Annotated in this window: 13 protein-coding genes and 5 tRNA genes; 1 reads left to right on the plus strand and 17 read right to left on the minus strand. The window is 37.1% G+C overall.

What is annotated here, in order from left to right; translation table 11 throughout:
• Positions 1-61: 61 nt before the first annotated feature.
• The 17 genes from rpoB to WG904_RS07965 form a co-directional block, all read right to left on the minus strand.
• Entirely contained in the window at positions 62-3,868 is a 3,807-nt protein-coding gene (rpoB, locus tag WG904_RS07885) for a DNA-directed RNA polymerase subunit beta (protein ID WP_339578770.1), read from the minus strand.
• Positions 3,869-4,064: 196 nt separating this feature from the next.
• Positions 4,065-4,439: a 50S ribosomal protein L7/L12 gene (gene rplL / locus WG904_RS07890; RefSeq protein WP_339578771.1), complete on the minus strand. Its 375-nt coding sequence runs from the start codon at positions 4,437-4,439 to the stop codon at positions 4,065-4,067.
• A 63-nt stretch (positions 4,440-4,502) separates the two neighbouring features.
• Entirely contained in the window at positions 4,503-5,027 is a 525-nt protein-coding gene (gene rplJ, locus WG904_RS07895; protein WP_339578772.1) for a 50S ribosomal protein L10, read from the minus strand.
• A gap of 2 nt (positions 5,028-5,029) precedes the next feature.
• Positions 5,030-5,728 carry a 50S ribosomal protein L1 gene (rplA, locus tag WG904_RS07900; protein ID WP_339578773.1) on the minus strand — a complete coding sequence of 233 codons (699 nt, stop codon included), beginning with the start codon at positions 5,726-5,728 and terminating at the stop codon, positions 5,030-5,032.
• Between the two features lie 23 nt (positions 5,729-5,751).
• Positions 5,752-6,195 (minus strand): 50S ribosomal protein L11, encoded by a 444-nt coding sequence (gene rplK / locus WG904_RS07905; protein ID WP_339578774.1) that lies wholly within the window; start codon positions 6,193-6,195, stop codon positions 5,752-5,754.
• A 142-nt stretch (positions 6,196-6,337) separates the two neighbouring features.
• Positions 6,338-6,880, minus strand: coding sequence for a transcription termination/antitermination protein NusG (gene nusG / locus WG904_RS07910; RefSeq protein ID WP_090994170.1), 543 nt, complete (start codon positions 6,878-6,880; stop codon positions 6,338-6,340).
• 12 nt (positions 6,881-6,892) lie between these two features.
• Positions 6,893-7,084, minus strand: coding sequence for a preprotein translocase subunit SecE (gene secE, locus WG904_RS07915; protein WP_339578775.1), 192 nt, complete (start codon positions 7,082-7,084; stop codon positions 6,893-6,895).
• Between the two features lie 67 nt (positions 7,085-7,151).
• A tRNA-Trp gene (locus WG904_RS07920) sits at positions 7,152-7,222 on the minus strand.
• Positions 7,223-7,288: 66 nt separating this feature from the next.
• The gene (gene tuf, locus WG904_RS07925; RefSeq protein ID WP_173090975.1) at positions 7,289-8,476 is read right to left on the minus strand and encodes an elongation factor Tu; all 1,188 of its coding nucleotides are present in this window, start codon (positions 8,474-8,476) and stop codon (positions 7,289-7,291) included.
• Positions 8,477-8,606: 130 nt separating this feature from the next.
• A tRNA-Thr gene (locus WG904_RS07930) sits at positions 8,607-8,678 on the minus strand.
• Positions 8,679-8,769: 91 nt separating this feature from the next.
• Positions 8,770-8,842: transfer RNA gene (locus WG904_RS07935), tRNA-Gly, on the minus strand.
• 40 nt (positions 8,843-8,882) lie between these two features.
• A tRNA-Tyr gene (locus tag WG904_RS07940) sits at positions 8,883-8,965 on the minus strand.
• Positions 8,966-8,997: 32 nt separating this feature from the next.
• Positions 8,998-9,070: transfer RNA gene (locus WG904_RS07945), tRNA-Thr, on the minus strand.
• Between the two features lie 205 nt (positions 9,071-9,275).
• Positions 9,276-9,623, minus strand: a complete 348-nt coding sequence (gene hpf, locus WG904_RS07950; RefSeq protein WP_339578776.1) for a ribosome hibernation-promoting factor, HPF/YfiA family — start codon at positions 9,621-9,623, stop codon at positions 9,276-9,278.
• A gap of 13 nt (positions 9,624-9,636) precedes the next feature.
• The gene (locus WG904_RS07955; protein ID WP_431844420.1) at positions 9,637-10,521 is read right to left on the minus strand and encodes a tyrosine-type recombinase/integrase; all 885 of its coding nucleotides are present in this window, start codon (positions 10,519-10,521) and stop codon (positions 9,637-9,639) included.
• Positions 10,522-10,656: 135 nt separating this feature from the next.
• Positions 10,657-10,851: a 30S ribosomal protein S21 gene (gene rpsU / locus WG904_RS07960; RefSeq protein ID WP_055132547.1), complete on the minus strand. Its 195-nt coding sequence runs from the start codon at positions 10,849-10,851 to the stop codon at positions 10,657-10,659.
• A 78-nt stretch (positions 10,852-10,929) separates the two neighbouring features.
• A complete protein-coding gene (locus WG904_RS07965) occupies positions 10,930-12,081 on the minus strand; it encodes an acyl-CoA dehydrogenase family protein (protein WP_339578778.1) in 1,152 nt (383 codons plus the stop codon).
• A 244-nt stretch (positions 12,082-12,325) separates the two neighbouring features.
• Between WG904_RS07965 and WG904_RS07970 the strand changes: the two genes are divergently transcribed.
• A complete protein-coding gene (locus tag WG904_RS07970; RefSeq protein WP_339578779.1) occupies positions 12,326-13,639 on the plus strand; it encodes a MutS-related protein in 1,314 nt (437 codons plus the stop codon).
• Positions 13,640-13,649: the final 10 nt, after the last annotated feature.

Below are 13,649 nucleotides of genomic sequence, written 5' to 3' on the forward strand. Positions count from 1 at the left end.
GTTTAAAAAGTTGGAATGTTTAGGCTAACCTTCAACATTCCAACCTTACAACTTTTCAACGTTAGTCTAACGTAATATCTAAACCTAAACCTCTTAACTCGTGTACCAATACATTGAATGATTCTGGTACACCTGGAGTAGGTAGGTTCTCGCCTTTAACAATGGCTTCGTAAGTTTTGGCTCTTCCAACAACATCATCCGATTTAACGGTTAAGATTTCTTGAAGAATATTAGCAGCACCGAAGGCTTCTAATGCCCAAACCTCCATCTCACCAAAACGCTGACCACCGAATTGTGCTTTACCACCCAATGGTTGTTGTGTAATTAGTGAGTATGGTCCGATAGAACGAGCGTGCATCTTATCATCAACCATGTGACCCAGTTTAAGCATATAAATAATACCTACTGTTGTTGGCTGATCAAATTTCTCGCCGGTTAAACCATTATGCAAGTAAGTTCTTCCAGAAGCAGGAACTCCAGCTTTAGCAATCCACTCTTCCACCTCATCATGCTTCGCACCATCGAAAATCGGAGTTGCAAATTTAACGCCCAATTCTTTTCCAGCCCATGCTAAAACAGTCTCATAGATCTGACCCAAGTTCATACGTGAAGGTACCCCCAATGGGTTCAACACGATATCAACAGGTGTTCCATCTTCTAAGAACGGCATATCCTCATCACGAACAATACGGGCTACAATACCCTTATTACCGTGACGACCAGCCATTTTATCTCCTACTTTTAATTTACGTTTTTTAGCTACATAAACTTTCGCCATTTGAACAATTCCTGATGGCAACTCGTCACCAACACTAATTGCAAATTTATCGCGTTTATAAGCACCTAACTCTTCGTTTACACGAATACCATAGTTGTGTAATAACAACTTGATTTGATCATTTTTATCATCATCGGTTGTCCACTTGTATGGATTAATATGTGCATACTCAAGGTCTGCCAATATTTTTTGAGTAAACTTAGCACCTTTAGCGATTAACAATTCTTTGTAAACATTGAATACACCTTGCGATGTTTTACCATTTACAATGGTGAATAATTTATCAACTAATTCGTTTTTAAGGTTCTCTGTAGCTAAATTATACCTCTTATCTAATTTCTCAATTGCCGATTTTTCTTCTGCTTTAGTTGTTTTCTTAGCTCTTGAGAATAATTTAGTATCAATTACTACACCTTTAATCGAAGGGGGAGTTTTTAATGAAGCATCTTTAACGTCTCCGGCCTTATCACCAAAGATGGCACGAAGTAATTTCTCTTCTGGAGAAGGGTCAGACTCGCCTTTTGGCGTAATCTTACCAATTAAAATATCACCTTCTTTTACTTCAGCACCGATACGGATGATACCATTTTCATCTAAATCTTTAGTCGCTTCTTCAGAAACGTTAGGGATATCTGGTGTTAATTCCTCTTCTCCACGTTTTGTATCACGCACTTCCAATTCAAACTCTTCGATATGTAAAGAGGTAAAGATATCGTCTCTAACAATACGTTCGTTAATTACGATCGCATCCTCAAAGTTATATCCTTGCCAAGGCATGAAAGCAACTTTTAAGTTTCTTCCTAATGCCAATTCTCCATTTTCAGTTGCATAACCTTCACAAAGTACCTGACCTTTTGTTACTTTTTCACCTTTCTTAACGATTGGTTTCAAGTTGATACAAGTATTCTGGTTGGTTTTTTTGAACTTCGTTAATCGATAGGTTTTGCTATCACCTTCAAATGAAACTAAACGATCTGCATCGTTACGTACATATTTAATCGTGATTTCGTTTGCATCTACATATTCTACAACTCCTTCTCCCTCTGCGTTGATTAATGTTCTTGAGTCACGTGCAACGCGACCTTCCAAACCTGTTCCAACAATTGGAGCTTCAGGACGTAATAATGGTACGGCCTGACGTTGCATGTTCGATCCCATCAACGCCCTGTTCGCATCATCATGTTCCAAGAAAGGAATCAAAGAAGCAGCAATAGAGGTAATTTGATTTGGTGCAATATCCATTAAGTCTAATTTCTCAGGCTCAATAATTGGGAAGTCACCCTCATAACGCGCTTTAACACGTGTGGTAGTAAAGTTACCCTTATCATCGTATTCTGCATTTGCTTGAGCGATGGTTTTACCATCTTCATCTTCTGCAGAAAGGTAGATTACCTCTTTATCAACGGCAACAATACCATTTTCAACAATCTTATAAGGAGTTTCGATGAAACCTAGATTGTTAATTTTAGCATGTACACAAAGTGACGAAATCAAACCGATGTTTGGTCCCTCAGGAGTTTCAATCGTACATAAACGACCGTAGTGCGTATAGTGTACGTCACGAACCTCGAAACCAGCACGCTCACGTGATAAACCACCTGGGCCTAAGGCCGACAAACGACGTTTGTGCGTAATCTCTGCCAAAGGATTCGTTTGATCCATGAACTGCGACAATTGGTTGGTACCAAAGAATGAGTTAATAACCGACGATAAAGTACGGGCATTAATCAAATCTGTTGGGGTAAATACCTCATTATCGCGAATATTCATTCGCTCACGAATTGTTCTAGCCATACGTGCTAAGCCCACACCAAACTGAGCATATAATTGCTCACCTACGGTACGAACGCGACGGTTAGACAAGTGATCAATATCATCAACCTCTTCCTTAGAGTTGATTAATTTAATTAAGTATTTAACAATCGCAATAATATCTGCTTTTGTTAACACTTTAACATGATCAGGAGTATCCATTTTTAACTTACGGTTAATACGGTATCTACCTACATCACCTAAGTCATAACGTTTATCAGAGAAGAATAAACGCTCAATAATACCTCTTGCAGTTTCCTCATCAGGTGGTTCTGCATTACGCAAAGCACGATAGATGTTTTCAACAGCCTCTTTTTCAGAGTTTGAAGTATCTTTTTGTAAAGTATTGTATATGATGGTATAATCAGCTTGCGATGCGCCATCATCTTTTGACAAGATAATAGTTTTTACACCAGCATCGATGATCATATCGATATGGTCGTCTTCAAGAACGGTATCCCTATCTAAGATTACTTCGTTACGATCTATAGACACTACCTCGCCGGTATCTTCGTCTACAAAATCTTCAACCCATTTTCTTAAAACTCTTGCAGCCAATTTACGCCCAATATACTTTTTCAGACCTGATTTGCTAACTTTTACTTCATCAGCAAGATCAAATAGTTCTAAAATGTCTTTATCAGAATCGTAACCAATTGCGCGCAATAAGGTGGTTACCGGGAATTTTTTCTTACGGTCGATATAGGCATACATTACGTTATTAACGTCTGTAGCGAACTCAATCCAAGAACCTTTGAAAGGAATAACACGAGCAGAGTACAGCTTGGTTCCATTAGTGTGGCGGCTTTGGCCGAAGAACACACCTGGAGACCTGTGCAATTGCGAAACAATTACACGCTCTGCGCCGTTAATCACAAAAGTACCTTTAGGAGTCATATAAGGTATGGTTCCTAAGTATACGTCTTGGATAATGGTTTCAAAATCCTCATGTTCTGCATCGTTACAAGAAAGCTTAAGCTTTGCTTTTAACGGAACACTGTAAGTTAATCCGCGGTCAATACATTCAGGAATGTCGTAACGGGGCGGATCAATAAAATAATCTAAAAATTCTAAAACAAATATGTTTCTTGAATCTGTGATTGGAAAGTTTTCAGCAAACACTTTAAATAAACCTTCGGTGTGACGGTTATCTGAAGTGGTTTCGATCTGAAAAAATTCTCTAAATGATTGCAACTGCACATCCAAAAAATCTGGATAATCTATGATATGCTTACTACGTGCAAAATTTACTCTTTGGTCTACGACTTTATTTGCCAAGGGACTAAATTTAATTTAGTTTAAGAATAAACTATTTGCTTGGTTTGCCTTTAAACGAATCACCAACCAAACAAGATGAAACGTTTATAAACGGGAATAGACTCCGACTTAATAGTCGGAGTCTTAATGCCATGCTAATAACTTTGACAACCTTTGGAAGGTTGTCAAAGTTGGCATGGTAAGCATTGTTGAGAGATTACTTAATCTCAACTACAGCTCCAGCTTCTTCTAATTGTTTTTTAAGAGCTTCAGCTTCGTCTTTAGCAACACCAGCTTTTAATTCTTTAGGTGCACCATCAACTAAGTCTTTTGCTTCTTTCAAACCTAAGCCAGTAAGGTCTTTTACCAATTTAACAACTGCTAATTTAGCACCACCAGCTTCTTTCAATATTACATCAAAAGTAGTTTTTTCTTCAGCTGCAGGAGCAGCTTCAGCAGCAGGACCTGCAACCGCAACTGCCGCAGCAGCTGGTTCGATACCATACTCGTCTTTTAAGATTTGAGCTAATTCGTTAACTTCTTTAACTGTTAAGTTTACCAATTGCTCAGCAAACGCTTTTAAATCTGCCATTTTATTAAGATTTTAAAAATTTACGTAATAATAATTTTGTTTAATTCGAACTTTAGGTGTTCGTTAACCTCTTTCTTGTAGTGTTTTAACAATACCTGCAATTTTCGAACCGCCTGATTGTAATGCCGATAAAACATTCTTAGCTGGTGATTGTAGTAACCCAATGATTTCTCCAATAAGTTCTTCTTTTGATTTAAGACTTACTAATGAATCTAAGTTATGATCTCCAACAAATATTGCTGTATCAATATAGGCTGCTTTTAGTTGTGGTTTATCATTACCTTTTCCTTTTCTAAGGGCTTTGATCAGCTTAGCTGGACCATTACCTACTTTTGAAAACAATAAGGCTGATTGACCTTTTAATGCTACGTGTATCTCAGAAGAGTCGCCTTCCAATCCATCAATCGCAATTTTGATCAATGTATTTTTTGCAACTTTCATTTCGATACCGCTTTCGAAACATTTGCGACGGATGTTATTTACTTTCTCAACAGATAAGCCTGAGGTATCAGCAATATAAAAATTGCCATACTCTTGCATTTTCTCTTGTAGAGCTAAAACTACTTCTTGTTTTTCTTCTCTGTTCATAATTAGATCCCCGCTACTGATTTAGTTTCGATTGCAATTCCAGGACTCATTGTAGAAGACACGTGAATGCTTTTAAAATAAGTTCCTTTTGCAGCAGAAGGTTTTAATTTTGAAATCGTTTGAAGTACTTCTAACGCGTTCTCATATATTTTCTCTGCTGAGAATGATACTTTTCCTATCGAAGCATGGATGATACCAGTTTTGTCGACCTTAAAATCAATCTTACCGCCTTTTACATCAGTCACAGCTTTACCAACTTCGTTAGTTACTGTACCTGATTTTGGGTTTGGCATAAGGTTACGTGGACCTAAAACTCGGCCCAGTTTACCTACTTTTGCCATACAAGCAGGAGTAGTGATAATAATGTCAACATCTGTCCAACCACCTTCAATCTTTGCCACATATTCGTCTAAACCTACGAAATCTGCCCCTGCAGCTTTAGCCTCTTCTTCCTTATCTGGAGTACAAAGAACTAAAACGCGAACAGTTTTACCAGTTCCGTGCGGTAAAGTTGCAATACCACGCACCATTTGATTGGCTTTACGTGGATCTACTCCCAAACTCACATCGATATCAACCGATGCATCAAATTTAGTAGTAGTGATTTCTTTTACCAGCGCAGACGCATCCTTTAAAGAATACGATTTACCGATTTCTAGTTTAGCGTGTGCCAGTTTTTGATTTTTTGTTAATTTCGCCACTGTTGTAAACTGTTATTTGTTAATTAATTTGTCCAGGGTGCATCACCACTAACGGTAATTCCCATACTGCGTGCTGTACCTGCTACCATCTTCATAGCAGCTTCGATAGTGAATGAATTTAAATCAGTCATCTTATCTTCAGCAATTGACTTAACTTGATCCCAAGTCACCGAACCAACTTTCTTACGGTTGGGCTCAGCAGAACCACTCGTTAATTTAGTAGCATCCAATAATTGAATAGCCACTGGAGGGGTTTTGATGATAAATTCGAAAGACTTGTCGACATATACAGTAATTACAACGGGTAATACTTTACCTGGCTTATCTTGGGTACGAGCATTGAATTGTTTACAAAACTCCATGATATTAACACCTTTAGCACCTAATGCAGGTCCTACCGGTGGTGATGGGTTTGCAGCTCCGCCTTTGATTTGTAATTTAACAAGTGCACCGACTTCTTTTGCCATTTTCTGATTTGTTAATTGTAATACTCAATGTTAAATATTGGAAGCATGTAACATTTAAGACCTTTTTACTACATAAAATAGCAAAAGGACTGCAAAGATATGAATTATCTTGCAGTCCTCAAATATTTTCTTTAAATAAATTTTATTCTTTTTCTACTTGCATATAGTTAAGTTCCAAAGGTGTTTTACGACCAAAGATTTTAACCATAACTTTCAATTTTTTCTTTTCTTCGTTTACTTCTTCAATAACGCCCGTAAAACCATTGAATGGACCGTCCATTACTTTTACGTTTTCACCAACATAGTAGGCCACATTCATGGTTTCACCCTGTTGGCTCATCTCATCAACCTTACCTAAAATACGGTTAACTTCTGCTTGACGCATTGGGATTGCATTACCAGCTTTATCACCTAAAAAACCAATCACACTATTTACCCCTTTAATAATATGCTCCAATTCTCCATCTAATGTTGCTTCGATTAAAACATAGCCAGGGTAAAAATTACGTTCTTTTGCAATTTTCTTACCCTCTTTCATCTGGTAGTATTTTTCCATTGGAATTAATACTTGAGGAACTAAATGCGAAAGGCCTAAACGGCTAATTTCAGAATCGATGTATTGTTTTACTTTCTTCTCTTTCCCGCTTACCGCTCTAACTACATACCACTTTAACTGATCGTTCATCTAGTATATAAATTAAATTGAGTTATAAAACGTTTCTAAAATAGCTGTAGCACCTTTATCCATTGCAAAGATTACTACTGCAATAATTAATGAAGCTACCAAAACCAATACAGCCGAATTTTGCAACTGACCCCATGTAGGCCAAGTTACTTTATCGGTCATTTCTTCGTATGATTCTTTAAAAAATTGAACTACGCCAGCCATATTTATATAAAATTAAAAATTAGCTAATTAGTCGCGATAGCATCGGGACTAATTCTCACATTGTTAGCACGGGAACAAGGATTCGAACCCTGATCAAAGGTTTTGGAGACCTCTATTCTACCATTGAACTATTCCCGTAGACACAATTAGCTAATCAGCAAATTTGCTAATTAGCTAATTGATAGTATTTAAAGTAATTAAACCTTATTTTACAATCTCAGTTACCTGACCAGCACCTACTGTTCTACCACCTTCACGGATAGCGAAACGTAGACCTTTTTCCATTGCGATTGCGTTGATCAATTTTACGTTGATTGTAACGTTATCACCTGGCATTACCATCTCAGTACCTTCAGCTAAAGTGATTTCACCTGTAACGTCTGTTGTACGGAAATAGAATTGTGGACGGTATTTATTGAAAAATGGTGTGTGACGACCACCTTCTGCTTTTGATAATACATAGATCTCAGCTTTGAAATCAGTGTGAGGAGTTACTGAACCTGGTTTACAGATTACCATACCACGACGGATATCAGTTTTCTCAATACCACGTAATAACAAACCTACGTTATCACCTGCTTCACCATAATCAAGGATCTTGCGGAACATCTCAACACCTGTTACAGTTGATTTAAGATTTTCAGCACCCATACCTAAGATTTCAACTGGATCACCAGAGTTGATTACACCACGCTCAATACGACCAGTTGCAACTGTACCACGACCCGTGATCGAGAATACATCTTCTACAGGCATTAAGAATGGAAGATCAGTTAAACGTGGAGGAATTGGAATGTAGCTATCTACAGCATCCATTAACTCCATAATTTTTCCAACCCATTTTGGATCGCCGTTTAAGCCTCCAAGAGCCGAACCTTGAATTACAGGAATATCATCACCAGGGAATTCATAGAAAGATAATAATTCACGAACTTCCATCTCTACTAATTCTAGTAATTCTGGATCATCCACCATATCAACTTTGTTCATGAAAACAACTAACGAAGGTACACCTACCTGACGAGCCAATAGAATGTGCTCGCGAGTTTGTGGCATCGGACCATCTGTAGCAGCAACAACGATAATTGCACCGTCCATTTGAGCCGCACCAGTAACCATGTTTTTCACGTAATCCGCGTGACCTGGACAGTCAACGTGAGCATAGTGACGGTTAGCTGTTGAATACTCAACGTGAGCTGTGTTAATCGTGATACCTCTTTCTTTTTCCTCTGGAGCAGAGTCAATCGAATCAAATGAACGCGCCTCAGATAAACCAGCATCAGATAACACTTTAGTGATAGCTGCTGTTAAGGTTGTTTTACCGTGGTCAACGTGACCGATAGTGCCGATATTTAAGTGCGGCTTGCTGCGGTCAAACTTTTCTTTTGCCATGTTTTTATACTTATTAGTAGGTTAACTTTTTTTATTTATTTATTGTTTTGATACAATTTCAATACAAAAAACCTTGTCTATTCTGCTACTACAGATTTAACAAAGTATTTCGTTCCTTTATTATTACCAGAGCCAACTATGGGAATTGAACCCATGACCTCTTCCTTACCAAGGAAGTGCTCTACCGCTGAGCTAAGTCGGCTTTTTTTTCTTTAGCTCATCAGTTCACTTGTTCTTTTGTTCATTAGGCTACTAGTGAACCATTGAACTCATTTCCCAATGAACCTCCTACGAGCGGAAGACGAGGTTCGAACTCGCGACCTATAGCTTGGAAGGCTATCGCTCTACCAACTGAGCTACTTCCGCTTTTTTTAAATTAGCAAATTGGCCATTTAGCTAATTAGAGTGGGGAGAGAAGGATTCGAACCTTCGAAATCTTGCGATAACAGAGTTACAGTCTGTCCCATTTGGCCGCTCTGGAATCTCCCCCCTTTTATTTCGTATACGCACAAAATAAAAAGAGCCTCCTATCGGGATCGAACCAATGACCTACTGATTACAAGTCAGTTGCTCTACCAGCTGAGCTAAGGAGGCTTATATCTGTACAAACGCTTAAAATTAACGTTTTAGATAAAATTTTAATCTTTCATAGAACTTTCATTTCCCTGGCGACTAACGCCCCTTCCGAAATGGAATGCAAATCTACAAAAATTATTCTTTGAAAAAAATATATTTTAAAAAAAAATTGGCGGATTCTGATCCGCCAATTTCGTACTCATTTATATATAGAAATAGTATCCTAATAATCAGACACTTCATTTGTATTAAGCAACTCTTTGTGCTCACTTAATTTTGCGCGCGTTTTATCTTTATGTTTGGTAATCTGTTTTTTTAACGACTCAATAGACAAATCGGTTGCTTCTTCAAACGACTTGCACTGTTCTTTGGCGAATAAGGTTACGCCAGGAACCATTAATTTGATTTCTGATATTTTGTTTGCTTCATCTTCTACATTTTCTAATTTCAAATAAACTTCTCCCCCAATAATCTGGTCGAAAAATAAGTCTAATTTATCTACTTTCTTCTGAATAAAATCTAACAGTTTTTTGTCTGCATTGAAATGGATTGACTGTACTCTAATTTTCATTTTTCCTCCTTTTTTATGCCTTTGGATGGGCTTGTTTATATATTGATTTTAAGCGTTCAACTGAATTATGCGTATAAACCTGTGTGGCAGCTAATCCAGCATGCCCCAATAATTCTTTAATTGCATTTAGGTCGGCACCGCGATTAAGCAAACTACTTGCAAAAGAATGCCGCAATACATGTGGGCTCCTCTTATCCTGCGTTGATATTAGCGTTAGGTAATGATGCACTATTCGGTAAATCATTTTCGGATAAGCAGCCTTTCCTGTATTGGTAACGATTAAGGTAGTGATTTTGTTATTAAATTTTTGCGCATTTTTGAGTGCAATATAAGCTCCTACCTCCTTTAATAGTAATGAATGCAGGGGCACAATACGCTCTTTGTTTCTCTTACCCAATACTTTAATGGTCGATTCGTAGGTGTTTATATCCGTGTCTTTTAAAAGTAATAATTCTGCTAACCGAATCCCCGTCCCAAAAAGCAATTCCACCACAAGCTTGTCGCGCTGAGAAGAAAAGTCTTCATTAAAAACTGTCGTCGAATCTAACAATTGATCCAACTTGTGCTCTTCTACAAAAACAGGTAGACGTTTCGATACTTTAGGCGCACGAATTAGAAGCATTGGGTTAACACTGAGTATACTTTCCCGTTGCAAATATTTATAAAAGCTGCGAAGCGATGAAATTTTCCTATTTATTGCATTTGCGGAAATCTTATCATCCATTAACGATACCATAAAGCTTCGTACATGGACTGCTTTGCTGGTTAATACCGTTAATTCGTAATTAAGCTGAATGTAGTGCTCAAATTGATGTAAATCTCTTTCATAAGCCAATAGCGTATGGGGTGAGTAGCGCTTCTCGTGCTTTAAATAGGTTAAGAAACTGCTGATGAGCATAAGCATTCGTTCTTCGGGAAGTGTGAATATACAAATAATTAGCGAATTATCCAATTTGCAAATTAGCTAATTTATTGCGCATAAAAAAACCTCGAAACAAAGCTTCGAGGTTTTTTATATTTATACAATTAAGAACTATAACGTTCCTTCTTGGTTCATGTTCTGAATGTAAACAGCGTGTTTAATTTCTGTACGACGAGCGACCGATTTTTTCTCGTATGCTTGACGGCTACGTAATTCTCTCAATACACCAGTTTTTTCAAATTTTTTCTTGAAACGTTTTAGCGCTTTATCTAATGATTCGCCGTCTTTAATGTTAATTATAATCATAACGTGAAATACCTCCTCTCGATGTTTTTAGGATTGCAAAGATAGGAAGTAATATTGAAATAAAAAAATGATTTTTAATTACTTTAATATCTCCCTAGCAATTACAATCTTTTGAATTTCTGAAGTGCCCTCACCTATGGTGCATAATTTACTATCGCGATAAAATTTCTCTACCGGAAAATCTTTAGTATAGCCATAACCTCCAAAAATTTGAACAGCTTCAGTTGCACAACGAACGGCAACTTCTGAAGCATAATACTTTGCCATTGCCGATTCTTTGCTCATCGGTAGGTGTCTATTTTTTAAATCAGCCGCTTGGCGGATTAATAATTCTGCCGCTTCAATTTCTGTAGCCATATCTGCTAATTTAAAACTAATAGCTTGGAAGCTCGAAATTGGTGCCCCAAACTGATGGCGTTCTTTAGCATAGGCCAAGGCCGCATCGAAAGCCCCTTTTGCAATCCCTAATGATAGAGCTGCAATAGAAATGCGACCCCCATCTAGCACTTTCATGGCTTGCTTAAAACCATCGCCTTCGGCACCTAAAAGATTAGCTTTTGGCACCCTGCAGTTATCGAAAATCATTTCAGTAGTTTCTGAAGCGCGCATCCCCAATTTATTTTCTTTTTTACCTGCAGCAAAACCTGGCGTACCACGCTCTACCACAATGGCAGAAATTCCCTTTGAGCTTCCCCCATCTCCTGTGCGCACCATTACTACCGCCACATCTCCAGATTTGCCGTGGGTAATCCAATTTTTAGCGCCATTAATTACATATTCATCTCCATCTAAAACGGCTGTAGTTGTCATACGCAACGCATCAGAGCCTGTATTGGCTTCAGTTAAACCCCAAGCACCAATCCACTCAGCAGTAGCTAATTTTGGCAGCCATTTTTGTTTTTGTTCTTCGGTTCCAAAAGCAAGGATATGCCCAGTGCATAAAGAGTTGTGCGCAGCTAACGATAAACCAATGGAGCCGCAAACGCGAGAAACTTCTACAATTACATCTACGTATTCTTGATAGCCAAAGCCCGAACCTCCATATGCTTCAGGCACTAATACCCCCATTAAACCAAGTTCGCCTAATTGCTTAAAAATAGCTATTGGAAAATGTTGCGCCTCGTCCCATTCCATCAACTGCTGACGAATATTTTTTTCGGCAAAATCGCTTACCATTTTACGGATTAAATCTTGATTTTCTGTGGTTTGGAAATTGAAACCTGCTTGCATATGTGATGAGTTTAAAAAAAGAAATTTTGAAATCAAACCTGTTATAACGCGGCTTGAAATCAAAATTTCTATGGATTTATATTTGGTTGGGAGCAATGATAAGCAAATAATATTACAATGCAAGCATAATAAAAGAGCGCAGAAAATAGAACGTTTTGGTATTTGGTTCAATACCTTTATTGAGGAATTTTTTAAGCTTAAAAACTAGAGAAAAAATAATGGAAAAAATTTAATAAAATTGTTAATGAATTTTAAAATGGACGAACAGTCTTATCGAGACTTAAGTATTTTTAAGAGCGACGAAAATATATTTTCGGTATTCGACCTTTTTAAAAAAACCAAAACTCTTGGTGGCAGAGAACTTTTGAAATATTGGATGAGCAACCCATCAAATGATATCAATATCTTACAAAGGCGATCGGCAGCAATTTCCTTTCTACAAAAATCAAAAATACAGCTACAAATTGATCATAATCATGTCGATTTAATCCTTCATTACCTTAATTATGACCATGGTTATTTAAAGAGAAATATAATCGACTCTTTCGTTCCATGGTTACAAAATCAATTTAAACCCAATCAAAACTACTATGTGGTTCAAGTTGGAATAACGAAACTATTAGAATTGATTAAATATGGTGGCGAATTAATTTCTAGGCTGATTGAAAACGATGTTCCCATTCTTTTACAAGAATTGGCTATGAAATTGAAGAATATAATCGATATTCTAAATATAAATTCCATTGTTTTAAATAAAAAATTAAACTTTTCTCAAATCGGACAATTCGATTTTACATTTCGCAAAACGCATCGATTACTTCTTCTCGACTTATTAAATGTTTTTTATGAATTAGATGTTTTAGAAGCTGTTGCGAATGTTGCGAACACTCGTGGTTTTTGCCTTCCAAGCTATACTATTGAAAAAGAAATAGATTTCCAGATTGATGGGTTATTTCATCCAGTATTTCATCAACCTAATAAAAACAGCTTTAAAATAGACAATAACCTTGTTTTCTTAAGTGGGTCGAACATGTCTGGTAAATCATCGCTATTAAAAGCAGTGGGGCTTTCTATTTATTTGGCACATCTTGGCTTTCCAGTACCTGCCAAGCGCATGAAAACAAGCATTTTTAATGGATTAATTACAACAATAAATTTAGCAGATACCATCGAAAATGGATTGAGCCATTATTACAGTGAAGTAATTCGAATAAAAAAAGTGGCCACAATATTGAAAGAACGAAGTAAGATGTTTGTTATATTCGATGAGTTGTTTAAAGGAACCAATGCAAAAGATGCCTTTGATGCGTCTCTTTTAGTAATTAATAGCTTTTCGGCAATATCAAAATCTATTTTTATTATATCTAGCCATATTACCGAACTTGCCGCGCAGTTAAATGCTGAAAAAGTTACTTTTAAGTATATGGAACATCAAACAGTTGATGGACAACCAATATTTACCTATCAACTAAAAGATGGTATTAGCAAAGATGGCACTGGAATGTATTTTATAGAAAAAGAAGGCATTATCAATTTGTTAAAGCAGGCAAAAACTTAACCATTAAATT

Source organism: Pedobacter anseongensis, assembly GCF_037482965.1.
Taxonomy (GTDB): Bacteria; Bacteroidota; Bacteroidia; order Sphingobacteriales; family Sphingobacteriaceae; genus Pedobacter; species Pedobacter anseongensis.

Coding starts and splice junctions, on each gene's coding strand:
- rplL (WP_339578771.1), bottom strand. CDS start 4,439: ATGGCAGATTTAAAAGCGTTTGCTGAGCAATTGGTAAACTTAACAGTT.
- rplJ (WP_339578772.1), bottom strand. CDS start 5,027: ATGAACAGAGAAGAAAAACAAGAAGTAGTTTTAGCTCTACAAGAGAAA.
- rplK (WP_339578774.1), bottom strand. CDS start 6,195: ATGGCAAAAGAAGTCGGTGCACTTGTTAAATTACAAATCAAAGGCGGA.
- nusG (WP_090994170.1), bottom strand. CDS start 6,880: ATGAACGATCAGTTAAAGTGGTATGTAGTTAGAGCGGTAAGCGGGAAA.
- secE (WP_339578775.1), bottom strand. CDS start 7,084: ATGGCTGGCGTAGTTCAATTTTTTAAAGAATCATACGAAGAAATGACC.
- tuf (WP_173090975.1), bottom strand. CDS start 8,476: ATGGCAAAAGAAAAGTTTGACCGCAGCAAGCCGCACTTAAATATCGGC.
- hpf (WP_339578776.1), bottom strand. CDS start 9,623: ATGAAAATTAGAGTACAGTCAATCCATTTCAATGCAGACAAAAAACTG.
- WG904_RS07955 (WP_431844420.1), bottom strand. CDS start 10,521: ATGCTCATCAGCAGTTTCTTAACCTATTTAAAGCACGAGAAGCGCTAC.
- rpsU (WP_055132547.1), bottom strand. CDS start 10,851: ATGATTATAATTAACATTAAAGACGGCGAATCATTAGATAAAGCGCTA.
- WG904_RS07965 (WP_339578778.1), bottom strand. CDS start 12,081: ATGCAAGCAGGTTTCAATTTCCAAACCACAGAAAATCAAGATTTAATC.
- WG904_RS07970 (WP_339578779.1), top strand. CDS start 12,326: ATGAATTTTAAAATGGACGAACAGTCTTATCGAGACTTAAGTATTTTT.